General features: G+C 59.6%; 19 protein-coding genes. 5 read left to right on the top strand and 14 right to left on the bottom strand.

All coding sequences use genetic code 11. From position 1 onward, the window contains the following. The first annotated feature begins 284 nt into the window (after positions 1–284). Both narX and narL read left to right on the top strand, forming a co-directional pair. Complete coding sequence (gene narX / locus HF679_RS03715; RefSeq protein WP_123754754.1) at positions 285–2,063, top strand: nitrate/nitrite two-component system sensor histidine kinase NarX; 1,779 nt, start codon at positions 285–287, stop codon at positions 2,061–2,063. A 10-nt stretch (positions 2,064–2,073) separates the two neighbouring features. Then, positions 2,074–2,724, top strand: a complete 651-nt coding sequence (gene narL, locus HF679_RS03710) for a two-component system response regulator NarL (protein ID WP_123754755.1) — start codon at positions 2,074–2,076, stop codon at positions 2,722–2,724. Here the strand turns inward: narL and HF679_RS03705 are convergent. The 7 genes from HF679_RS03705 to nasR form a co-directional block, all read right to left on the bottom strand. After that, a complete protein-coding gene (locus HF679_RS03705) occupies positions 2,721–4,097 on the bottom strand; it encodes a YchO/YchP family invasin (RefSeq protein ID WP_187042626.1) in 1,377 nt (458 codons plus the stop codon). The two genes, narL and HF679_RS03705, sit on opposite strands and share 4 nt — an antisense overlap. A 104-nt stretch (positions 4,098–4,201) precedes the next feature. Then, positions 4,202–6,802 (bottom strand): nitrate reductase, encoded by a 2,601-nt coding sequence (locus HF679_RS03700; protein ID WP_187042625.1) that lies wholly within the window; start codon positions 6,800–6,802, stop codon positions 4,202–4,204. After that, a complete protein-coding gene (gene nirB / locus HF679_RS03695) occupies positions 6,802–10,863 on the bottom strand; it encodes a nitrite reductase large subunit NirB (protein WP_187042624.1) in 4,062 nt (1,353 codons plus the stop codon). Before nirB ends, HF679_RS03700 begins: the two co-directional genes overlap by 1 nt. Positions 10,864–10,872: 9 nt before the next feature. Further along, a complete protein-coding gene (locus HF679_RS03690; RefSeq protein WP_123754759.1) occupies positions 10,873–11,661 on the bottom strand; it encodes an ABC transporter ATP-binding protein in 789 nt (262 codons plus the stop codon). A gap of 10 nt (positions 11,662–11,671) precedes the next feature. Continuing rightward, positions 11,672–12,556 carry a nitrate ABC transporter permease gene (gene ntrB / locus HF679_RS03685; RefSeq protein ID WP_123754760.1) on the bottom strand — a complete coding sequence of 295 codons (885 nt, stop codon included), beginning with the start codon at positions 12,554–12,556 and terminating at the stop codon, positions 11,672–11,674. A 1-nt stretch (position 12,557) separates the two neighbouring features. Then, on the bottom strand, positions 12,558–13,814 hold the full coding sequence (locus HF679_RS03680) for a CmpA/NrtA family ABC transporter substrate-binding protein (protein ID WP_123754761.1): 1,257 nt from the start codon (positions 13,812–13,814) through the stop codon (positions 12,558–12,560). A gap of 246 nt (positions 13,815–14,060) precedes the next feature. Beyond that, positions 14,061–15,257: a nitrate regulatory protein NasR gene (gene nasR, locus HF679_RS03675; protein WP_123754762.1), complete on the bottom strand. Its 1,197-nt coding sequence runs from the start codon at positions 15,255–15,257 to the stop codon at positions 14,061–14,063. A gap of 89 nt (positions 15,258–15,346) precedes the next feature. Between nasR and HF679_RS03670 the strand changes: the two genes are divergently transcribed. Then, complete coding sequence (locus HF679_RS03670) at positions 15,347–15,700, top strand: DsrE/DsrF/TusD sulfur relay family protein (protein WP_123754763.1); 354 nt, start codon at positions 15,347–15,349, stop codon at positions 15,698–15,700. A gap of 240 nt (positions 15,701–15,940) precedes the next feature. Beyond that, positions 15,941–16,183: a DUF1883 domain-containing protein gene (locus tag HF679_RS03665; protein WP_123754764.1), complete on the top strand. Its 243-nt coding sequence runs from the start codon at positions 15,941–15,943 to the stop codon at positions 16,181–16,183. A gap of 37 nt (positions 16,184–16,220) precedes the next feature. Here HF679_RS03665 and HF679_RS03660 read toward each other — a convergent pair whose 3' ends face one another. Beyond that, positions 16,221–16,901: a gamma-glutamylcyclotransferase gene (locus HF679_RS03660; protein WP_123754765.1), complete on the bottom strand. Its 681-nt coding sequence runs from the start codon at positions 16,899–16,901 to the stop codon at positions 16,221–16,223. A gap of 665 nt (positions 16,902–17,566) precedes the next feature. Here HF679_RS03660 and chaA point away from each other — a divergent pair. Then, a complete protein-coding gene (gene chaA, locus HF679_RS03655; protein ID WP_123754766.1) occupies positions 17,567–18,667 on the top strand; it encodes a sodium-potassium/proton antiporter ChaA in 1,101 nt (366 codons plus the stop codon). 119 nt (positions 18,668–18,786) lie between these two features. Here the strand turns inward: chaA and kdsA are convergent, their stop codons facing one another. From kdsA to hemA, 6 genes are read right to left on the bottom strand one after another with little or no spacing between them, the layout of a single operon-like run. After that, positions 18,787–19,641 carry a 3-deoxy-8-phosphooctulonate synthase gene (gene kdsA / locus HF679_RS03650; protein ID WP_123754767.1) on the bottom strand — a complete coding sequence of 285 codons (855 nt, stop codon included), beginning with the start codon at positions 19,639–19,641 and terminating at the stop codon, positions 18,787–18,789. 39 nt (positions 19,642–19,680) lie between these two features. Beyond that, positions 19,681–20,493: an invasion regulator SirB1 gene (sirB1, locus tag HF679_RS03645; protein ID WP_123754768.1), complete on the bottom strand. Its 813-nt coding sequence runs from the start codon at positions 20,491–20,493 to the stop codon at positions 19,681–19,683. A gap of 3 nt (positions 20,494–20,496) precedes the next feature. Continuing rightward, positions 20,497–20,889 (bottom strand): invasion regulator SirB2, encoded by a 393-nt coding sequence (gene sirB2, locus HF679_RS03640; protein WP_187042623.1) that lies wholly within the window; start codon positions 20,887–20,889, stop codon positions 20,497–20,499. Next, positions 20,886–21,737: a peptide chain release factor N(5)-glutamine methyltransferase gene (prmC, locus tag HF679_RS03635; protein ID WP_123754770.1), complete on the bottom strand. Its 852-nt coding sequence runs from the start codon at positions 21,735–21,737 to the stop codon at positions 20,886–20,888. The genes sirB2 and prmC overlap by 4 nt, the downstream gene beginning before the upstream one ends. Continuing rightward, a complete protein-coding gene (prfA, locus tag HF679_RS03630; RefSeq protein WP_123754771.1) occupies positions 21,737–22,819 on the bottom strand; it encodes a peptide chain release factor 1 in 1,083 nt (360 codons plus the stop codon). Before prfA ends, prmC begins: the two co-directional genes overlap by 1 nt. Before the next feature lie 43 nt (positions 22,820–22,862). Next, the gene (gene hemA, locus HF679_RS03625) at positions 22,863–24,119 is read right to left on the bottom strand and encodes a glutamyl-tRNA reductase (protein ID WP_174508106.1); all 1,257 of its coding nucleotides are present in this window, start codon (positions 24,117–24,119) and stop codon (positions 22,863–22,865) included. Positions 24,120–24,381 lie beyond the last annotated feature (262 nt).

Below are 24,381 nucleotides of genomic sequence, written 5' to 3'. Positions count from 1 at the left end.
GCCGCTACATTAGGGGTTACGAAGGGCGGTAAGTTGATATAAATCAAAGGAAAAGTGGTCATCATTTTGCTTAAAAATAAATCATTATCCGAAGTGAGTAGTCTTTCCTGCCAAAAAAAGTGTGGTTTTTCACATGGCTGCCGGGTTTATACCCTGCGCCACCGTAAACCTACCCACCACCGACAATTAAGGGGTAATACCTTAGGGGTATGGGTATACTCCATGGGATGTCCGAGAATAGTCGCCACTCCCGGATGGTTTGCCGGTCAGGAGCCACGCATTCTATGTTAAAACGTCTTTTTACCCCGCTTACGTTAGTGAATCAACTGGCGTTAATCGTGCTGCTATCGACGGCGATCGGTGTCGCTGGCATCGGGATCTCGGCCCGGCTGGTGCACGGCGTACAGGGTAGCGCCCACGCCATCAATAAAGCCGGATCGCTGAGGATGCAAAGCTATCGCCTGCTGGCGGCGGTCCCTCTTACCGACAGCGACCAGAAGCTGCTGGAAGATATGAACGCCACCGTCTTCAGCGAAGAGCTGCAAAATGCCGCGCTCAGAGACGGCCAGGATCGCCAGCTTAAAGCCTTGCAGCAATACTGGCAGATGGAACTGGCGCCGGGCATGAAGCACGCAAAAAACCAGGCCACCGTCGCCACCGACGTTGCCAGCTTTGTCGATCGCATCGACCACCTGGTGACCTCCTTTGACCACACCACCGAACAGCGCATCCGTTATGTGGTCTGGCTGCAGCGGGTGATGGCCTTCGGCATGGCGCTGCTGTTTCTGTTTACCATCGTCTGGCTACGTGCCCGGCTGCTGCGCCCGTGGAAACAGTTGCTGGAGATGGCCCGGGCAGTCAGCCATCGCGATTTTACCCAGCGCGTGAATATCAGCGGCCGCGATGAGATGGCGACCCTCGGCACGGCCCTCAACAATATGTCGGAGGAGCTGGCGGAAAGCTACTCCGTCCTCGAACGACGGGTGCAGGAAAAAACCGCCGGACTGGAGCAGAAAAACCAAATTCTCGCCTTTTTGTGGCAGGCAAACCGCCGCCTGCACTCCAGCGCCCCGCTCTGCGAACGTATTTCACCGGTGCTCAATGGTCTTCAGGGGCTGACGCTGCTGCGCGATATCGAAGTGCGGGTCTATGATTTCGAAGATGAAGACAACCATCAGGAGTTTGCCTGCCATTCCGATCTGCAGTGTGATGATAAAGGCTGCTATTTATGCCCGCGCGACCTGCCACCGCTGCCGGATTCCGGCGCCACGCTGAAATGGCGGCTGTCGGACGCCCATAACCAGTACGGGATCCTGCTGGCCACGCTGCCGGCGGGCCGTCACCTGAGCCACGATCAGCAACAGCTGGTCGATACCCTGGTCGAGCAGCTCACAGCCACCCTCGCGCTGGACCGCCACCAGGAGCACCAGCAGCAGCTTATCGTGATGGAAGAGCGCGCCACTATCGCCCGCGAACTGCATGACTCTATCGCCCAGTCGCTTTCCTGTATGAAGATGCAGGTCAGCTGTCTGCAGATGCAGGGCGACAACCTGCCGGAAGAGAGCCGCCAGCTGCTGGGCCAGATCCGTAACGAGCTGAATACCTCCTGGGCGCAGCTGCGCGAGCTGTTGACCACCTTCCGGCTACAATTAACGGAGCCGGGGCTTCGCCCGGCGCTGGAGTCAAGCTGTCAGGAATACAGCGCCCATTTCGGCTTCACGGTGCAGCTGGACTACCAGCTTCCGCCGCGGTTTGTCCCCTCGCATCAGGCGATTCACCTGCTGCAAATTGCCCGTGAAGCGCTTAGCAATGCGTTGAAACATGCCCAGGCGACTGAAGTTACCGTCAGCGTATCGCTCAACGATAATCAGGTACGGCTGGTGGTTGCCGACAATGGCTGCGGCGTGCCTGACCATGCGGAGCGGAGCAACCATTACGGCTTAATTATTATGCGGGATCGCGCCCAGAGTTTGCGCGGAGACTGTCAGGTGCGTCGCCGGGAAAACGGCGGCAGCGAAGTGGTCGTCACCTTTATCCCGGAAAAATCGATTTCAATCCAATAAGGAGAACCCTATGACTCAACAGGAACGGGCCACCATCCTGCTCATTGATGATCACCCGATGCTGCGCACCGGCGTGAAGCAACTCGTTAGCATGGCAAGCGATATTCAGGTTATTGGCGAGGCCAGCAACGGCGAACAGGGTATCGCTCTTGCAGAAACTCTCGATCCCGATCTGATCCTGCTGGATCTCAACATGCCAGGCATGAACGGCCTGGAGACCCTTGATAAGCTGCGCGAAAAGTCGCTTTCCGGGCGGATTGTGGTCTTCAGCGTCTCCAACCATGAAGAAGACGTGGTCACCGCGTTAAAACGCGGCGCCGACGGCTATCTGCTGAAAGATATGGAGCCGGAAGATCTGCTCAAAGCCTTGCAGCAGGCCGCGGCCGGCGAAATGGTGCTCAGCGAAGCCTTAACCCCGGTGCTGGCGGCCAGCCTGCGCGCTAACCGTGCTACCTCAGACCGCGATATCAACCAGCTGACGCCGCGCGAGCGCGATATTCTCAAGCTGATCGCCCAGGGACTGCCGAACAAAATGATCGCCCGTCGTCTGGAGATCACCGAAAGTACCGTGAAGGTGCATGTGAAACATATGCTGAAGAAAATGAAGCTGAAATCCCGCGTGGAAGCCGCGGTCTGGGTGCATCAGGAGCGGATTTTCTAAGGCGTTTCCTGCCAGGAGATGCCCTCGGCCGAGAACTTAACCAGCGGCTCGGTCAGCGCCAGCGCTATCTCATTGGAGGAGACGCGCTGACCCGCATCATCTTCCACCACCACCGACAGATGCCAGACGTTTGCCGCTCCCGGCGTAGTGTCCCATACCGGCAGGATCACGCTCCAGCCGTCCGTGCTGCTGGCGTTCGCTGGCGCGGTGAGGCTCAGCTGCTGGGTATCGCCCTGCCATTTCAGTGATTTAACGCCATGCAGGCTGCGAATTTGTAGCTTCAGCTGCACCGTTTCTCCCGAATGCAGGTCCCACGGCGGCGTCGCCAGATAGACTGACAGCGATTTACGCTGTCGGTACTCCACCACCGGCAGATTATCGCGCTCCGGGCTGTCGTAACGGCTGCCGCGTAACGACCGGCTGGCCGCTACTTCATCGGCCGCCAGCTGCTGCTTGAGCGGTACGCCGAAGCGGTAATTCAGATTCAGCCCCACGTTATTCTGGCTGATGCCGTTCTCGCCCTGCTTATGTTTTGCCGTCATGGTCACCAGCGGCACCGGCGTATAGTTAAGTCCCACCGAGACCGCCACCGGGTTATGGTAGCCGGTACCAGAATGGAACAGGTCGACGCTATCGCCAAAATACTGCTCGACGCTGACGCTGGTATTAATGTGTTGATAAAACGGCAGGCGCGCCTGGGCGGTTACATCGTAACCGCTGGCCATGCGCTGCTCCTGAGTCAGGCTTTCGTTGCGTTGCCAGCTGCCGACAGGATGGTAATAGTTGGCCGACAGGCGCAGATATTCCCCCCACGCCTCGGCCCCGACGCTGCCTCGCGCCATACTTTCACCCAACACTTTATCGTAGAAAGAGTTGTAGCCCAGCAGCCAGTCGCCTTTTCGCCAGCGCTGCCCCAGGCCGATGTTGCCCACCAGATCGTTATCCCGTTGGGTCACGGAATACTGGTTCCAGGTCAGATAGTCGCCGTTATCCTGCAGCGGAATAAACCAGCTGCCTTTACTGCCGGTAAAGTGACCTTCTTTATCCACCAGCAGATCGACATTGGCATTGCCCCAGGGCGAAAGCCAGTTTTCCAGTTGATGGCTGACCTCGTTACCCAGCTTACCGATCGCCATCATGCGCGCCTGCTCGCCCGTGGTCAGGCCATTATCGCTCATGCTGGCCTCGCCAAATTTTTTGGCCATTTCGGCAAAGTGGCGGGCATCATCATCAACCTGCGGAGCAATCCCCAGGTCCGGGAGCGCCGCCTGTTTTTCACTGAACGGCTGGCTGTCTTGCAGAGCACAGGCAGGACCCCCTGCCAGCAGCAAGGGTATCGCAAGGAGTGGGGCCACGCGGTACGACAACAACATTGAACGGATTAGGTTAACTCATTAATAAACACATCTACGGGTCAGTTTACCGTTTTTTGCCGCCCCTCGCAGCCTCAGGGAAAATTTCAGGAATATACTGAATCTCATGCCGGTGTTTTCACCTCCGCCAGCAGCGCTTTAAGTTCCGGAATGCAGGAGCCGCAGTTGGTCCCGCATTTCAATGCCTTACCCAGCTCACCGGCCGTACGACAGCCACTGGCAATCGCCTCGCTGATGGCCCGCTCACCCACGCTAAAACAGCTGCAAACGATACGCCCCGGCGGCAGCACATCCCCGCCTTTTTTGCCGCCGAGCAGCGCGTGGCGCAACGCCGGTTCGGGCGACGTTACGTTAAAGGCATCGGCAATCCACCCGGCATCGATTGTCGGCTCAGCGGCGTCACTCCACCAGCCGAGCATCAACTGCCCGTCATGCCAGGCCAGCAGGTTCCAGACCGTACCGGCATCGGCTACCTGCATCTGCCACCCCTGCTGGTGGCACCAGTCGGTTAACCACCGACGCGGGCTCTCTTCCCCGGCTAACGAGAAATGGCTGACGCCCGACGCGGCGCGACGCCGCCAGTGCGCTGAAGCCGGGAGCGACACCGGCTGGCGACAAAACAGTTCGCCCTGCCAGGCCGGTTGCCACGGGGCAATCGCCACCGCCACCTGCTTGCTCTCCGGCTGACCGGACCACCGGTCGGTCACCGCCGCCAGCAGATTATTCACCCGCCCATGGCGCGCAAACTGGTTATTCCAGTGCATCGGGACGAACAGTGAACCAGGCCGCTGCCCGTGGCTGACGCTCACTTTCGCCACCATAACGCCATGAGGCGAGCGGATCCGCGCCAGTGCGCCGTCGTTCAGCTGCAGGCGCACGGCATCCGTCGCCGCAACTTCCACCAGCGGTTCGGCGATATGCTGCATCAGACGCGGCACGCTTCCGGTGCGGGTCATGGTGTGCCACTGATCGCGGATGCGGCCGCTATTGAGGATCAGCGGATAAAAAGCGTCGGTGACCGCCCGGGTGCCCTGCGGCGTCACCGGCACCATCCGCAAGCGGCCATCGCGATGCCAGCCCTGCTGAATATTGAGATCGCTACCGCGTTGGCTGACCGGCCAGCGAACCGGGGCCAGATCATCCCACGCCTCACGGCTCAGCTGCGCCAGCCCGCCAATATCAAACGCCCGCTGGCCATTATTTTCAAACCCCGAAAGCGCCGCATGCTCGCTGAACACCTCATGCGGATGGCGCCAGGCAAACGCCTCGCCATACCCCAACTGTTCGGCGACCCGGGCAATGATCCACCAGTCGGCTTTCGCCTCTCCCGGCGGCGGCAAAAAACTACGCTGCCGGGAAATGCGCCGTTCCGAATTGGTGACGGTGCCATTTTTTTCGCCCCACGCCAGCGCCGGAAAGCGGATATGGGCGAAGGCGGCGGTGTCGGTGCCGGCGGTGACATCGGAAACCATCACCAGCGGGCAAGCCGCCAGCGCCTGGCTGACGGCATGGCTGTCCGGCAGCGACACCACCGGGTTGGTCCCCATAATCCACACCGCTTTCACCTCGCCGCGGCCGATCGCCGCAAACAGCTCCACCGCCGTCAGACCCGGAGTTTGCGCCAGCCGCTCACTGCCCCAGAAGCGCGACAGCCGCTGCAGATCCTCAGGCTCAAAATTCATATGCGCCGCCAGCATAGTCGCCAGCCCGCCCACTTCGCGCCCGCCCATGGCGTTTGGCTGTCCGGTCAGCGAAAATGGCCCGCAGCCCGCACGGCCATATTTGCCGCAGGCCAGGTGGGCGTTAATAATGGCATTACACTTATCGCTACCGCTGGCCGACTGGTTGATTCCCATGGTGTAGAGGGTTATCGCCCGCGGCGCGGCAATAAAATCACGATAGAACGCCGCCACCTGCGGTTCATCCAGCCCGCAAAAATCGGCCACTTTCGCCGTCGTCCACGCTTCTGCTGCCGCCAGCGCCTGCGGCTGGTCGCGAAAGTCGCCCGTCAGCTCGCCGGTCCCGGCAATGGCGTTCAGCAGGCCGACAAACAGCCCGCCATCGCTGCCGGGTGCCAGCGCCAGGTGGCTGTCGGCGATATCGCAGGTAGCGGTGCGTCGCGGATCGATCACCACCACTTTCATCTGTGGATTGTCGCGCTTCGCCTGCACCAGCCGCTGATACAGGACCGGATGCGCCCAGGCGGCATTCGAGCCGACCAGCACCACCAGATCGCTGCATTCCACATCCTCATAACTGCACGGAACCACATCGGCGCCAAACGCGCGCTTATAGCCGGTCACCGCGGAGGACATGCACAGCCGCGAGTTGGTATCGATATTGGCGGCGCCGATAAATCCCTTCATCAGTTTATTCGCCGCGTAATAGTCTTCGGTAAGCAGCTGCCCCGAGGCGTAAAAGGCCACCGCCTGCGGGCCATGCTGCGCAATGATCTCCCGCAGGCGGCTTCCTGCCGCCTCCAGCGCCTGCGACCAGCTGACGGGTTCGCCATCGAGCTCCGGCGTCAGCAGTCGCCCTGCCAGACCAGTGGTCTCCCCAAGCGCCGCCCCTTTAACGCACAGGCGCCCCAGGTTAGCCGGATGCTGCTCATCGCCGCGCACGTTGACCTGGCCGTTTTCCGCCACCTGGACCAGCACGCCGCAGCCGACCCCGCAATAGGGGCACGTGGTTCGGGTTTCCTTCATTAAGACGCCTCCGCCCGGGCCAGCAGCACCTGGTTTCCGACCCATACCGTGCCGTTTTCCACCTTCACCGGCCAGGCGCGAACCGCCGGCTCGCCGCCTTCGCACGGGCGGCCATCGCGCAGACGAATGCGCTGTTTATACAGCGGCGAAATGACTATCGGCTCGCCCCCGGCATCGCCCAGGATGCCGCGCGACAAGACGTTGGCATCGCTGCCGGGCTCCAGATTGTCGAGGGCGTAAACCTGCTCGCCGAAGCGGAACAGCGCAATCTGCCGCTCCCCGAGCCGCGCGCCGATCCCGGCCTCGGCGGGGATGGCGTCCAGCGCGCAAATGGCCTGCCATGGGCGGGACGAGGCCGCGCCCTCACGGTGTATCGGCGTAGCGACCGGCTGCGGCTGGCCGCGCAGGCTGTGCCGCTGCACCGCTTCATCCGGCTGCTCGCTGTTAACGTAAGAGCGGAACAGCGCCAGCCGCTGCGGATCGTTCAGGGTGGTCTGCCACTCGCACTGATAGCTCTCCACCACCCGCGCCATCTCCTGCTCCAGCTCTTCGCCAATGCCGAGGCTGTCGTTGAGGATCACCTCCCGCAGGTAGTCGACGCCGCCTTCGAGGTTGTCCATCCAGGTGCTGGTGCGCTGCAGCCGGTCGGCGGTCCGGATATAGAACATCAGCAGGCGATCCACCGTGCGGATCAGCGTCGCGTCGTCGATATCGCTGACAAACAGATCGGCGTGACGCGGCTTCATGCCGCCGTTGCCGCAGACGTAGAGATTCCAGCCCTTTTCCGTGGCAATCACCCCAATATCTTTCCCCTGCGCCTCGGCGCATTCCCGGGTACAGCCGGAGACCGCCATTTTGATTTTGTGCGGCGCGCGCAGCCCTTTGTAGCGATGTTCGAGGGTCACCGCCAGCCCCGTTGAATCCTGCACGCCATAGCGGCACCAGGTCGAGCCGACGCAGGATTTCACCGTGCGCAGCGATTTGCCGTAGGCGTGCCCGGTTTCAAACCCGGCATTCGCCAGCTCGCGCCAGATATCCGGCAGCGACTCCAGCCGGGCGCCAAACAGGTCAATACGCTGGCCGCCGGTAATTTTGCTATACAGCTGATAGCGTTTGGCAATCTGGCCGATGGCAATCAGCCCGTCCGGCGTCACTTCCCCCGCCGCCATCCGCGGCACCACCGAATAGGTGCCGTCTTTCTGGATATTGGCAAAGTAGCGGTCGTTGGTGTCCTGCAGCGGCAAATGCGCCGGTTTCAGTAGATACTCGTTCCAGCAGGAAGCGAGAACCGACGCCACCAGCGGTTTGCAAATTTCGCAGCCGTGCCCCTGCCCGTAGCGGCTAATCAGCTGGTCAAAGGTACGGATATGGTTGACCCGCACAAGGTGATAGATCTCCTGGCGCGACCACGGGAAGTGCTCGCAGATATCTTTTTTGACCTCGACGCCCTGGGCCGCAAGCTGATACTCCATCACCTGTTTGACCAGCGCACTGCAGCCGCCGCAGCCGGTGGCGGCTTTGGTGCAGCTTTTCAGCGCCGCCATGTCGCCCGCGCCATCGTTCACCGCCTGGCAGATATCGCCTTTGCTGACGTTGTGGCAGGAGCAAATCTGCGCGCTGTCCGGCAGCGCCGCCACCCCCAGCGCTTTCGGGGCACTCCCCTCCAGCGCAGGCAGAATCAGGCTTTCCGGGCGCGCGGGCAGCGCCATTGCGTTCAACATCATTTGCAGCAGGGTGGCATAATCGCTGGCATCGCCCACCAGCACGCCCCCGAGCAGGGTTTTCCCGTCCTCGCTCACCACGATTTTCTTGTAGATTTGCTCCGGCCCATGGGTCCACTGATAGCTTTGACTGCCCGGGGTACGCCCCTGCGCATCGCCGAAAGAGGCCACGTCGATGCCTAACAGTTTCAGTTTGGTGCTCATATCGGCGCCGCTGAACCCAGCATCTTCTCCGGCCAGCTGCGCCGCCGCGGTTCGCGCCATCTGATAGCCCGGCGCCACCAGGCCATAGATTTTGTTGTCCCACAGAGCGCACTCGCCAATCGCCAGTACGTCGGGGTCGGAGGTGCGGCACTGGTCATCGATGCAGATCCCGCCGCGCTCGCCCACCGTCAGGCCGCCGCTGCGCGCCAGCGAGTCCTGCGGGCGAATCCCGGCCGAGAACACCACCATGTCGGTGGACAGCGACCCGCCATCGGCAAAATTCAGCACCAGACCGTCGTCGTGCGGCACAATCGCCTGGGTTGCCTTACTGGTGTGTACGCCGACGCCAATGGCGGTGATTTTCTCACGCAGCATCGCCGCGCCAGCACTATCCAGCTGCACCGCCATCAGGTTGGGGGCAAACTCGACGACGTGGGTTTCCAGCCCCAGTTGCTTCAGAGCGTTGGCGGCTTCCAGCCCCAGCAGGCCACCGCCAATCACCACCCCGCGTCTGGCGGTACTGGCACAGGCGGCGATACGGTCAAGGTCGTCCAGCGTACGGTAGACAAAGCAGCCGTCACTGTCGTGGCCCGGCACCGGCGGGACGAAGGGATATGAGCCGGTGGCCAGCACCAGTTTGTCCCAGTGGGTTTCATGCCCGCTGGCATCGCGCACCAGCCGTGCTTCGCGGTCGATACTCGCCACCGGCGCAGACAGCCGCAGCTCAATGCCGTGCTGATTGAAGAAATCCCCCTCCACCAGCGACAGTGACTGCGCGCTGCGTCCGGCAAAATACTCCGAGAGATGCACCCGGTCATACGCGGCGTAGCGTTCTTCGCCAAACACCACGATCCGAAACTGTTGATGCAGGTTGCGGCTGACGCACTGCTCAAGAAAATGGTGGCCGACCATACCGTGGCCGATCAGAACTAAAACAGGTTTTGTCATGGTGATATGTCCTGCAGCACGCGGCTGCGTTGAAGAAGGGTCGAAAAGCCAGTCGGTTGGCGCGCTGGCGCCGAGCTGCGCGGTCAGCGGGGCCGCGTGCTGGCAGTCGCCAAACAGTAAAACGCCGCGCAGGATGCCGTCGCGCACCAGCAGACGCCGGTAGTGACGGGCCAGCGGGTCCCAACTGGTCCACTGTTGATCCTGTTCCGCGGCCCGCAAGTCGCCGGCGCTGAACAGTTCGATGCCGGTGACCTTCAGGCGAGTACCGCTCTCCTGCCAGGTAAAGTCCTCTCCCGGTGTGCCGCAGAGCCGCTCGGCCAGCACTTCGGCCTGGCGCAGGCAGGGGGCCACCAGCCCCCAGGTTTCGCCGTCAATTTCGCAGCATTCACCTAGCGCGCTAATCCCCGGCAGCGCGGTGGCCAGTTGGCGATCGACGACGATGCCGCGATGACACGTAATCCCGCTGCGCTGCGCCAGCGCAATATTCGGGCGTACCCCGGTCGCCAGCACCACCCGGTTGGCCGCAAACGCCCGGCCATCCTCCAGCACCACCTCATGCTCGCTTATCGCGGCAATAGCGCAACCGGTGACGCAGGCGATCCCCCGTTCCGTCAGCTGCTGCTGGAGCTGCTGGCCGGCGAAGGCATCGGTCTGCTGCTCCATCAGCCACGGCCCGCGATGCAGTAAAGTGACGTTGTCACCATTACGCCGTAACGCCGCTGCGGCCTCGACGCCCAGCACCCCGCCGCCGATCACCACTGCCGGACCACCGCTCGCCAGAATGCGGCTGACGTCGGCAAACGTCCGGAACGGGTAGACATGCGGCAGCTCGACTCCGGGCAGCGGCGGAATCATGGCCTGTGAACCGGTGGCAAAAATCAGTTCATCCCAGCCATATTCCCCCTGGGTGGTACGCAGCGTGCGCGCCTCGGTATCCACCGCCAGCGCCGATGCGCCGGTCAACACCGTCACCCCGTGCTGCGAATACCACTCCGCGGGCAGCAGCTGAGTTTGCTCTAGCGTTTTTTCCCCGCCGAGGACCGGTGACAGCTGGATACGGTTGTAGGCCTGATAGGGTTCGTCGCCGATGATCGTTATCTGAAATCTGCCGCCCCCCCGCGCCACCAGCGTTTGCGCCAGTCGGGTGGCCGCCATGCCGTTGCCAATAATCACCAGTTGCCGCTTCATCGCCGCCCCTTACGCCGCTTTCGGCTGCTTTTCGTAGAGGAAATGCAGGATCTGCTGACGCAGATGGTGGTAGCGACTGTCGTCGGCGAGCTGGACCCGGTTCCGCGGGCGCGGCAGATCGACATTGAGGATTTCCCCCACCGTCGCCGCCGGGCCGTTGGTCATCATCATCACGCGATCGGAGAGCAGAACCGCTTCATCAACGTCGTGGGTAATCATCACGATGGTGGTATTCAGCGCCTGCTGGATCTGCATCACCGCATCCTGCAGATGGGCGCGGGTCAAGGCATCAAGCGCCCCGAACGGCTCGTCCAGCAGCAGCACCTTCGGCTTCATCGCCAGCGCTCTGGCAATGCCAACCCGCTGCTTCATACCGCCGGAGATCTCCCCCGGGCGCTTGTACATGGCGTGGCCCATCTGTACCCGCTCCAGGTTGTGTTCGATCCACGCTTTACGTTCGGCTTTGCTCATGGTGCGGCGGAAGACCTGATCGACCGCCAGCGCCACGTTGTCAAAACAGGTCAGCCACGGCAGCAGGGAGTGGTTCTGGAACACCACCGCGCGCTCCGGCCCCGGCCCGGCAATTTCCCGGTTATCACACAGCAGCCCGCCTTCCGTGGGGGAGGTAATGCCGGCGATGAGGTTTAACAGCGTCGATTTCCCGCAGCCTGAGTGGCCAATCAGGCTGACGGTTTCCCCTTCGTGGATGTCGAAAGAGACGTTTTGCAGTGCCAGAAACTCGCCGCTGGCGGTGTTGAAACGCTGGCTCACGGCCTGTACCTGAATTAATGGTTTCATAGCGACTCTCCTATTTATCCTGCCAGCTGAAGCGGCGAGCGATCAGCATCAGCCCCTGCTCAAGCAGCAGGCCGACGACACCAATAATGACGATGGCGATGATGATGTTTTCCACGTTGAGGTTGTTCCATTCGTTCCAGATCCAGAAACCGATCCCGAGGCCGCCGGTCAGCATTTCGGCGGCGACGATCACCAGCCAGGCAATGCCGATGGACAGACGCACGCCGGTCAGCACCGCGGGCAGTACCGCCGGGAACAGAATGCGGCGCATCACCGTCCACTCCGAAAGCTGTAAAACCCGGGCCACGTTGAGATAGTCCTGCGGAATGCGGCGCACCCCTTCGGCGGTGTTGATCACCATCGGCCAGATCGAGCAGATAAAGATGGTCCAGCTGGAGGCCGGTTCGGCCTTCTGGAACAGCAGCAGGCCGATAGGCAGCCACGCCAGCGGGCTGACCGGACGCAGCAGCGCAATCAGCGGATTAAACATGCGGGCAAAGAACAGCGAGCGGCCGATCAAAAAGCCCAGCGGGATGCCCACCAGCGCTGCGAGGCCAAATCCCACCGCCACGCGTTGCAGCGACGCCAGCACGTTCCAGCCGATCCCCATATCGTTCGGCCCGTCCTGATAGAACGGGTCGGCAAATAGCGTCAAGGCGGAATCCAGAGTGCTGAGCGGCGTCGGAAAACCTTTGCCGTTGATCGCTGCCAGCTGCCAGCACAGCAGCAGCAGTCCCAGCCCCAGCAACGGCGGCAGGAGTCGCTGAACGGTTTCGCGCAGCCAGCGTCTGAGCGGCGGCGTGGTCCGCCGGACCTGTACCGGCGGCAGAATAATGACTTCGCCCGGCGCATGCTCAGCGCTGACCGGCGGTTGCGTTTTGTGTGCGTGTTTCATTTCATGCCCCCTTACGTTGAATCGCGAAACTACGGGCGTAACCTTGCGGATCGGCCCCCGTCCAGACCGTGCCGTCCATCAATGTGCTGCTGCGCATCAGCGTCGACGGCGGCGTGATACCGCCCACCGCCTGCGCAGCCTCTTTCCATACGTCAATGCGGTTAATGCGTTGTGCCACCGCCTGATAATCCGGATCCGTTTTCAGCAATCCCCAGCGGCGGAACTGGGTTAAAAACCACATGCCGTCCGAGAGCCACGGGAAGCTCACTTCCCCCTGGTCGTAGAAGCGAATCGGGTGGGCATCCTGCCAGCGACGCCCCAGCCCGTTGTCGTATTCACCGAGCATGCGCCCGACGAGGTACTGCTCTTTGGTATTCAGCCATGCGCGTTTCGCCAGGATACGCGCCGTCTCGCGTTTGTTCTCTTCAGAGGCTTCGATCCAGCGCGAGGCCTCCAGCACCGCCGCCACCAGCGCTCGTGCGGTGTTGGGGTTGCGTTCCACCCATTCGCTACGGGTGCCGAGAATTTTTTCCGGGTGTTCGGGCCAGACGTCCTGGGAAGTCGCGGCGGTAAAGCCGATGCGATCGTTGATCGCCCTTGCGTTCCACGGTTCGCCGACGCAGAAGCCGACCATGTTGCCAATGCGCATGTTCATCACCATTTGCGGCGGTGGCACCACCACGGTGCGCACATCGTCAAACGGGTTAATGCCGCCGCTGGCCAGCCAGTAATAGAGCCACATGGCGTGAGTGCCGGTGGGAAAGGTGTGGGCGAAGGTGTAGCTACCCGGCGCGCTTTGACCAATCAGCCGTTTCAGCCCGCCGAGGTCGGTCACCCCTTTCTGCTGCAGATCGCTGGAAAGCGTGATGGCCTGCCCGTTTCGGTTGAGGGTCATCAGGTTGGCCATCGACTGCGGCTTGCTGGCGATCCCCAGCTCCAGGCCATACAGCAGACCGTAAAGAATGTGCGCCGCATCCAGCTCACCGGCGATCAGCTTGTCCCGCACCGCCGCCCAGCTGGCCTCTTTGGTCGGCACCAGGGTAATGCCATATTTCTTGTCGAATCCTTTCAATGACGCGATGGCTATCGGCGCGCAGTCCGTAAGCGGAATAAATCCCACCCGGACGGTGGTTTGCTCCGGTTTATCGGAGCCCGCTGCCCACGCGCCGTGCATCATGCCAGGCAGCAACATGGCGCCGCCCAGCGCGGCACCCGCCTGTATAAAACGCCGCCGTGAAATCGAAAATTTATCGCCCATACCCGCTCCAGAACGCGCAAAAAAAAAGCGCCCGGCAGTGCTTACGCACTGCAGGACGCCTTTATCCATGGACACACTGACCGTCGTTGGCCCGTTGCCCAAAACTTTTATTCACTCGGATTATCTAATGCAACGCGGATGCCAGGTTTGTCACGGGCCGTTTTACCCGCTTTTGCCGCTAATTTTGTGCGGATCGTTGCCCGATTTGCACCGTCGACTGGCAGTAAATGCCCACTGATTGTGCATCTACTCCTTTGGGGTTACCTGCCATAACGCCTTCACCGTCAGCAGCGCCCGGGCGATCTCCACCATCCGCTGATTCTTATCCATCGCCATTTTCCGCAGCGTCTGCCAGGCCTGTTCTTCCGGCATTCCCTGGTGCGCCATCAGCACGCTTTTGGCCTTTTCGATCAGCTTGCGCTCTTCCAGGGCATCCTTTAACGAGGCCAGCTGCCCGGAGAGCTGCTGCAGCTCGAAGGCCTGCTGGCGAACCAGCGGCAGCAGCTGTTTGTCCAGCCGCCGCGCGACGCCGTCGCCTTCGTCCTCTTCCGACCAGCCGGCAGGCGGCATCGGCGGTTCTTCGCCGCTGAGCAACCGGTCGGCGGCGTTGAGCAGGCCATCAATCAGGTGCTCCTCCAGACCGCGCATCTGCTCCAGCCGTTGGGTCTGGGCGCAAAACCAGCGCAGCGCCGTCTCTCCCCGGTCTGCTGCCGGCTGGCGGGTACAGGCGATCCGCCGTAACTGCTCGATCTCCAGGCTCGCCTGGCACTGCTCCAGAAACAGCGCCCGCTGCGCCTCAGTAGCCAGTGCGATAAAGCTGTCAAAACAGGGCTGCTGGCCGTCAATCCGGTCCACCAGCCGCTGGCGTAATTCGTCGCTGAAATGGCCGCGGGCAAACCCTGAGGCCCCGAGGGCGCGCTCCTGTCCTACCAGCTCTTTGCCCTGCATAAAGCTATACAGCGCCACCATGCTGCCGGCGATTTGCGGGTCGTCGATGCTGTCATTGAGCTGTGGAACGATATTCAGCAGGTGGCGGATGATGCGGCTAAACTGGCTTGTCGCCTCTTCGGCGACAATCGTGCGGCGGCCAACGGCATCACGCAGGTGCGGGAGCTGCTCGAGATACCAGACCGCGCTGGCAATCCGCCAGCAGAGCGCGCTGCTGGCGCATCCCTGGGTGGGTTCCAGCGCGGTGCGAAACACCATCAGCTGTTCGTCAACCAGCGCGCAGCTTGCCCGGCACTCGGCGGCATACAGCCGTCCCTCTGTGCATAACCAGATATTGGAGGCCCCGCGTTCACACTGCAGCATATGCACCAGGGCGCTGATCTGATTCGCCAGGGCGCCAAGCTGCGCAAGCTGGCGTAGCTGCTCGTTTTGCAGCTGCCGCGCGCGGTGAAACCAGCGATTGGCGTCAGAGGTGGTGCCGGCGGTGTTATTCATATCCCCTCCCGAGTTAATTCTTTATACTTTGCTTTGCGCTTTATCTATCAATTACTAGCAATAACCGTGCCTTATACCAAGGAGTCTTTATGCAACGCATTGTGATTGTCGCCAACGGCGCAGCCTACGGTAGCGAATCGTTGTTTAACAGCCTGCGTCTGGCGATTGCCCTGCGCGAGCAGCAGTCCGAACTCGACCTGAAGCTTTTTTTGATGTCTGATGCGGTCACCGCCGGTCTGCGTGGGCAGAAGCCAGCAGAGGGCTATAACATCCAGCAGATGCTGGAGATCCTCACCGCGCAGAATGTGCCGGTAAAATTGTGCAAGACCTGCACCGATGGTCGGGGGATCAGCACCCTGCCGCTGATTGACGGTGTCGCTATCGGCACGCTGGTTGAACTGGCGCAGTGGACCCTGGAAGCGGATAAGGTCCTCACCTTCTGAAAAAGCCGCCTCTGGCGGGATTAAATATCATGCTGGCATCAATTGTTAACCGAAAACATATGCCAGCTGAATGCTTTCAGGCAGAACATCATTTTTGTTTAATCTTTATCCCTTTTTTTGATCAAAATCAGCATTCGTCTGCGTCCCATTTGGTGTTATGCACTGAGTAAAGTGTGAACAATATCACGCGCGGGATTGAGCTGGCAGGATGCTGTAGACAGACAACAACGGGGTGGGTAAATGGCAATGGTGAAAACAAGTTTGATGTTATTTGGTGGCGATACGCTGGTGGTTCGGTGCTCTGAACGCTGCCATATTCATATGATGAGCGCGAAAGCCGCTGGCGACAGCCACGCGGACATTCTGAGCGTCCAGGATCGTGACAGCGCGTATTTAACCGTGCCTTACAACGGCACCTGGAACGTCCTGATTGACAGCCACAGTCAGTCGCTGGAGCACTCCATCAGCTACGTTCCCGCCTGATAAGTCTTGCCCGGGGCGTTCCCGGGCACACTTCACGTCACGCCAGCCCTGGCTGGCTGCTTTCCCCAATCAGGTTCCGCACTTTGGCGACGAGATCGTCAAGGCAATCGTCGTGCATCCCGAGCTTACACAGCTCCTGTTCGAGCGAGAAAAGATACTGCGCGTTGGTACCGAGCGGCCCGCTGGCTTTGGCGATCAGCGGCGCAATGACCTGGGCGCTGGTGTCCGGCTCAAACAGCGGATGACGCGGATCCATAATGAACACCAGCGCGTTGACCGTCCGCCCGTCGTCAAGCTCCAGCTTGCACCAGGTCGGCAGATAGCATCCGGTGATCATCTCCCGCTTCCACAGCAGGGTCAGCTCCTCGTCCAGCGTCTCATCGGGCAGCCGATAGGCCACCCCGGTGGTACGTCCGCCCTCTTTCAGCGCCAGCATCCGCCCGGGTTGACAGGCGCTGCCTCGCCCGGCGGTCAGCCGCAGGCAAAAGGCACGATGCCAGCCCGGCAGCGTACCGGTACAAGACTCGCGGTAATCCAGTGCCGGGTTCCACATCAGTGAACCGTAGCCAAAAATCCAAACTGAGCCGGCATCCGGACGACAGGCCAGAGTCGCAGCCAGCGAGGCTGCCCGTTGCTCTGCCGACCAGAGTAGCGATTCCTCAATAGCACCAAACGCCGTCTTACAATCTGCATTGATTAAGAAATCACGTGTTAACACTTTCTACTACCTCCGCCACTGCCCGCTTCCCGGCGATTATCTGATGGCATCCTTGTAATATTGCCGAATTATTATCCAGCTTTAATCGACAATAAGCAATGAACGACATGTTGGCAAGGCAAGTACCAGCAGATGAGGCACAACAACAGATTGTTTTTTCTTATACCTGCCGTTTGCCCTTGCTGCGGCGCTTGCCCGGGCCTGCCGATGTGGCGTCACATCACCGTCTGAGCGGGCGGCGATAATCAGCGCATCGGGATGAATTTCACAGCACGTGCTGATTTACTGCCATAAGGAAGACTTACCATGCGATTACGCTGAAAACTGACATCTGAATGGCGTATAGCGGCGATTATTGGATGAGTTAGATGTGAATATATTTAATCAACAACATGAATAATAAGAACAAAACATAATTAACAGCAACTTTCAGCAACCCCGACAAACTTTCATGAAATAGCCGTAAATAAAAGTAAAAAAATGCATCTTATTACGTAATCTCTGTTATTTTATCGAATTACGTTATCTATAATTATAACCCCTAAGTAATTCAAGGTGCTCCCAGGGAGCTTACACCGGTAGGTGACAGGAGCGCGCGGGCGCAGCCAACACCGATGCAGCTTGAAGTATGACGGGTAAAACACCTGCAAAAATGGAGATGGTTCATGACGAATGCACATGAGGCGGTGAAAACCCGCCACAAGGAGACATCGCTTATTTTCCCGATTCTGGCGCTGGCGGTGCTGATCTTCTTCGGAAGTAGTCAGTCGCTGCCAGCGGTTATCGGCATTAATATTCTGGCCCTGGTGGGGATTTTATGTAGCGCCTTTAGCGTAGTCCGCCATGCCGACGTGCTGGCACACCGCCTGGGAGAGCCGTACGGTTCGTTAATTTTAAGCCTTTCCGTGGTTATTCTTGAAGTCAGCCTGATTTCCGCCTTAATGGCGACCGGCGACGCGGCCCCGACGCTGATGCGCGATACGCTCTATTCGATCATCATGATCGTCACCGGCGGCCTGGTTGGCTTTTCTCTGCTGCTGGGCGGGCGCAAATTCGCCACCCAGTACATGAATTTATTCGGTATTAAGCAGTACCTCATCGCCCTGTTCCCGCTGGCGATCATCGTGCTGGTGTTCCCGATGGCGCTGCCAGGGGCCAATTTCAGCACCGGTCAGGCACTGCTGGTGGCGTTGATTTCCGCCGCCATGTACGGCGTATTCCTGCTGATACAGACCAAAACGCACCAGAGCCTGTTTATCTATGAGCATGAAGATGACAGCGACGACGATGACCCGCATCACGGCAAGCCATCCGCGCACAGCAGCGCCTGGCACACCGCCTGGCTGCTGGTTCACCTGGTGGCGGTTATCGCCGTAACCAAAATGAACGCCAACCCGCTTGAGACGCTGCTGACCAGCATGAATGCGCCGGTGGCCTTTACCGGTTTCCTGGTGGCCCTGTTAATCCTCTCGCCGGAAGGGCTGGGAGCGCTGAAAGCGGTGCTGAACAATCAGGTCCAGCGCGCCATGAACCTGTTCTTCGGTTCGGTGCTGGCCACCATATCGTTGACCGTGCCGGTGGTGACCTTAATCGCTTTCTTAACCGGGAATGAGCTGCACTTTGGTCTTGGCGCCCCGGAAATGATTGTGATGGTCGCCTCGCTGGTGCTGTGCCATATCTCGTTCTCTACCGGGCGCACCAACGTGCTGAACGGTGCCGCGCATCTGGCGCTGTTTGCCGCCTATCTGATGACGATTTTCGCCTGATGCTCCTCCCCCGGCGGCACGCTGCCGACCGGGGTTAGCCACGCATCACCTGAAAAAGAGATATAAAAAAGCCTGCCGGTTTTGCAACGGGCAGGCTTTTCGCATTTTACAACGCGGTCTTAGTTGCTGGTATCCAGCTCATCAAAACCTTTCACCAGGTCGTCGATGGCTTTCATTTGCTTGAGGAACGGCTCCAGCTTCGCCAGCGGCAGAGCGGACGGGCCGTCGCATTTCGCATGTTCCGGGTCCGGGTGTGCTTCGATAAACAGACCCGCAATACCGACAGCCATACCGGCACGAGCCAGTTCGGCAACCTGCGCACGACGACCGCCGGAAGCAGCGCCAAACGGGTCGCGGCACTGCAGCGCGTGGGTCACGTCGAAGATAACCGGGGAGTTGTTGGACGCTTTTTTCATCACGCCAAAGCCCAGCATATCGACAACCAGGTTGTCGTAACCGAAGTTCGCGCCACGGTCACACAGGATAACTTTGTCGTTACCGCCTTCAATGAACTTGTCAACGATGTTGCCCATCTGGCCCGGGCTGACAAACTGCGGTTTCTTGACGTTGATGACCGCGCCAGTTTTCGCCATCGCTTCCACCAGATCGGTCTGACGAGCGAGGAACGCCGGCAGCTGAATCACGTCCACCACGTCGGCAACCGGCTGCGCCTGGCTGGCTTCGTGAACGTCAGTAATGATTTTCACGCCGAAGGTCTGCTTCAGCTCCTGGAAGATTTTCATCCCTTCTTCCAGACCCGGACCACGATAGGAGTGGATGGAAGAACGGTTGGCTTTATCAAAAGAGGCTTTGAACACGTAAGGAATGCCCAGCTTCTGCGTAACCGTCACGTAGTGTTCGCAGATGCGCATCGCGAGATCGCGGGATTCCAGCACGTTCATCCCACCAAACAGGACGAAAGGCAGGTCGTTTGCTACGTTGATATCACCAATGCTAACCACTTTTTGTTTCATAAGATCGCCTTATCAGGGTGTAACCGGATTCATTCCAGATTAGTGAAGAGTAATTTGTTTATGCGAAATCGTGTTGATTTGCGCGCGGATCATTTCGCTGATCGGGTCCTCAGGACACTGCTCAACAAAATAGTTCAGATCCAGCAACGCCACATGGTCGCACTCAAGCTGGGCGTAGATCAGCCCGCGATCGCGAATTTCATAGGGATCTTCCGGGTTAAACTGCAGCAGCGCTTCACTGGTTCTCAGCGCCAGCTCCATCTGCCCCTCTTCCATCAACGCGGATTTTAAAGTGTCGAGCAGTTTATGGATAACTTCCGCGTTATCCGCCTCTTCGAGATCTTCGTTAAACAGCTCGGCTACCGGGCTGATATTGCCCTTCAGCCAGACTTCCAGCGTGTGTTCGTTGAGGGTTTCACCGTTGAACGGGTTAATCAACCACATCTCTTCGCTGGTTTCCGGGTCGGCACGCATCAGCAGCTGGGTCGGGAAGATAACCGGGACCAGCGGCAGCGACAGGCGCTGGGCAATCCACAGCACGATGGCGCCGAGCGATGCCGCGCTGCCCTGGCGGTTGATCAGCACTTTGTCGATCCACAGCGCATCGGACAACTTATAGACGCCGTGAGAGTCGCGGAAGCCCCACTCTTTGTAGAACAGCTCCAGCAGCCGTTCCAGCTGACGCTCCTGATCCCACGAAGACGCAATCTCCTCCTGCGCCAGAGCCAGCAGCCGCTCCAGTTCATCCTGCACATAGTGCGTCGGAAAATCGTCGCGGATTAATTCCGAAATGAGGACCATGCCATCGCACAATGGTGCTTTATTAAATTCGAAATCAGCTAATGACCTCATGACTTACCCCAGTAACGGTATTCTTGTAATGGCGAGTTGTATGATGATGAACAACACCACCAAAGCCAACAGAAAGGCAATAAACCGGCTCTGCTGGCTGCGCGGACGACGACGGCCCAGCGCGATAAAACCCAATGCGATGTAAATAATAACGCCAAACAGCTTTTCAGTCAGCCATGAGCCGTCTTCGGTAAATGGCAGATAGTCGGTCAAGACCATTAATCCGGCACCGCTGAGGAATAACAGCGTATCGCTACAGTGCGGTGCAATCCGCACCCAGCGTTGATTCAGCCGGGCGCTGCCGTTGTAGGTCCACCAGTAGCGCAGGGCAAACAAACTGACCGACACCACCACGCACGCAATATGCACATACAGCACCGTACTAAACAAATTCATGACGCGGTCTTCTCCATACCGGGAAATCGCCCGATCGTCAGACGCTCGTTATCACCGTAGTCACGGCAGGTCACGACATCAAGGTAGCCAGCCTGCTGGAACAGCGCCCGAACCGCCTCGCCCTGCGTCCAGCCATGTTCCAGCAACATCATGCCATCGGGGGTCAGGAAATGACGCCCGTGGTCAATAATATGCGCGAGATCGGCCAGCCCGTGATCGGCCGCCACCAGCGCCGTCTTCGGCTCAAAGCGCACGTCGCCCTGATCCAGATGCGGGTCGGTTTCGTCGATATAGGGCGGGTTGCTGACAATCATCGTGAATGATTGCCCCGTCAGCGCCGCAAACCAGTGGCTTTGCAGCACGGTCACGTTGGTGATGGCGAGACGTTCGGCATTGCGCGCGGCTAATGCCGCGGCGTCCGGCATAAAATCTACCGCCGTCACCTGGCAATCCGGGCGTTCACTGGCCAGGGCCAGGGCAATCGCCCCGGTGCCGGTGCCTAAATCCAGGATCCGGCAGGCGGTGGCCGGCAAGCGCGCCAGCGCCTGCTCGACCAGGCACTCGGTATCCGGGCGGGGAATTAAGGTGGCGGGAGAAACCAGCAGCGGCAGTGACCAGAACTCGCGTTCACCGATCAGGTGAGCCACCGGTTCGCCGCGCTGACGGCGGTCCAGCAGCGTCTCCAGCTCCGCCAGCTGTGGCGGCGTCAACGCCGTTTCACCGAAGGCAAGAATATAGGTTCGTGCCTTGCCGGTGACGTGCCCCAGCAGGATCTCGGCGTCGCGTCGCGGACTGTCACTCTCACTCAGGCGGCTTATCGCCTGGGCCAGCCACTGTTGAAATATCATCATTCCTGCTCGGAAAGCGCCGCCAGCTGATCGGCCTGGTATTCCTGAACGATCGGCTCAATCAACATATCCAGCTTGCCTTCCATCGCTTCATCCAGACGATACAGCGTCAGGTTGATACGGTGATCGGTGACGCGGCCCTGCGGATAGTTATAGGTGCGGTTACGATCGCTGCGATCGCCGCTACCCAGCAGGTTACGGCGCTCGGAGGCTTCGGCCTGTTGGCGTTTGGCCACTTCGGCCGCACGAATACGCGCCCCCAGCACCGACAACGCTTTGGCTTTGTTTTTGTGCTGAGAACGTTCGTCCTGGCACTCCACCACGATACCGGTCGGTAAGTGAGTAATACGGATCGCCGAGTCGGTGGTGTTAACGTGCTGACCGCCTGCCCCGGAGGAACGGAAGGTGTCAATGCGCAGGTCGCCCGGGTTGATATCCGGCATTTCGGCTTCCGGCAGCTCCGGCATCACCGCCACGGTACAGGCGGAGGTGTGAATACGCCCCTGGGACTCGGTCGCCGGGACGCGCTGGACGCGATGACCGCCAGACTCAAACTTCAGACGGCCATATACGCCGTCGCCGCTGATCTTGGCAATCACTTCTTTAAAGCCACCATGTTCGCCTTCGTTGGCGCTCATGATCTCGACGCGCCAGCGGCGCGCTTCGGCATAACGGCTGTACATCCGGAACAGATCCCCGGCAAACAGCGCCGCTTCATCCCCGCCGGTACCGGCGCGGACTTCAACAAAGGCGTTACGCTCGTCATCCGGATCTTTCGGCAGCAGCAGAACCTGCAGCTGTTGTTCCATTTCTTCGCTTTTGGCTTTGGCGTCGCGCAGTTCTTCCTGCGCCATTTCGCGCATTTCCGGATCGTCGAGCATCATCTGGGCGGTTTCAATATCGTCCTGCACCTGACGCCATTCGGTATAGCAGCGGGCAACGTCGCTCAGCTGCGCGTATTCCCGCGACAGCGCGCGGAATCGATCCTGATCGGCGATGGTCGCAGCATCACCCAGCAGCGCCTGAACTTCCTCATGGCGTTCGTACAGAGCTTCCAGTTTGGCAACAATAGAAGGCTTCATAGGCGTGAATTCACCCTGTCCTAAAAAAAGAGAGAAATGTGCGCTATTCCAGCCCGAGGCTGTTGCGCAGAATATGCAGGCGTTCATCATCCCCGTCACGGGCGGCCTGCTGAAGAGATTTGGTTGGTGCGTGGATCAGGCGATTGGTCAGCTTGCGTGCCAGATCCTGCATGATTTCCTGCGCATCGCCCCCCTGCTCCAGCGCCGCAAGCGCCTTCGCGGTCAGTTCCTCGCGGACCTGCTCTGACTGGGAACGATATTCACGGATAGTCTCGCTGGCGCTCTGGGCGCGCAGCCAGGCCATAAATTCGCTGGTTTCCTGCTCGACGATCGACTCAGCCTCAACCGCCGCGGCTTTACGCTGCGCCAGGTTGTGCTGAATAATGTTCTGTAGATCGTCCACGCTATATAAATAGGCATTCGCCAGCTTACCTACTTCCGGTTCGACATCGCGAGGTACCGCGATATCCACCAGCAGCATCGGCTGGTTGCGACGCGCTTTCAGCGCGCGCTCGACCATCCCTTTGCCAATAATCGGCAGCGGGCTGGCAGTGGAACTAATAATGATATCGGCCTCTTGCAGCCGCTCGCCGATGTCGCTGAGCGCGATCACTTCCGCGCCGACTTCCTCGGCCAGTGCCTGAGCCCGCTCGCGGGTTCGGTTGGCAATCACCATTTTACGCACGTGGTGTTCGCGCAGATGCCGCGCCACCAGTTCGATGGTCTCCCCGGCGCCGACCAGTAATACCGTCACGCTGGAAAGGGATTCGAAGATTTGTCGCGCCAGGGTACAGGCGGCGAAAGCCACGGAAACCGCGCTGGCGCCGATATCGGTTTCGGTGCGCACGCGTTTGGCAACGGAGAACGACTTCTGGAACATACGCTCCAGTTCGCTGACGTTGAGGTGGCCCCGGCTGGAGTCGGCAAAGGCTTTTTTGACCTGCCCGAGAATCTGCGGCTCGCCGAGAACCAGCGAGTCCAGCCCGCTGGCAACGCGCATCAGATGGCTGACGGCATCGTTATCCTGGTGCCAGTAAAGGCTCTTGCGCAGGTCTTCTTCATTCAGATGGTGGTAATCACACAGCCAGCGGATAAGCACTTCCTGCAGATTATCCTGCTCCTCGACGCTGAGATAGAGCTCCGTGCGGTTACAGGTCGACAGCACCACGCCCCCCTGCACCATTGGCTGAGCCAGCAGGCTCTCCAGCGCCTTATCGAGCGTATCCGGCGAAAACGTTACACGTTCTCGCAGCGCGACCGGGGCTGTTTTGTGATTAATGCCAAGAGCTAAAAGGGTCATTGTGAGGGAGTAGTACCAGCGTTGCTAAGGTTAGTCTGAGCGCATCATACAGGATGCGCGGAATCAATAAAAGAGAGGCTCCCCTTTTGGAGTAATAGGTACGGGAGTAAAAGCCATTAACGGTAATTTTTTGATTTCAGACCATTTGAACGTAGACGCTATCGCCGGGCAACGCTAGCATTATGGGTTAGAATTGTAACCTGCTACACAAATCGTGGGCGCCCTTCCGTCGCCGGATTTCACTGTAGACATCAAGGATTTG

The organism is Enterobacter sp. JUb54, from assembly GCF_014298075.1.
GTDB lineage: Bacteria > Pseudomonadota > Gammaproteobacteria > Enterobacterales > Enterobacteriaceae > Klebsiella > Klebsiella lignicola.
The sequence above is the reverse complement of the archived record's forward strand: the minus strand, read 5'-3'. Positions and strand labels throughout refer to the sequence as shown.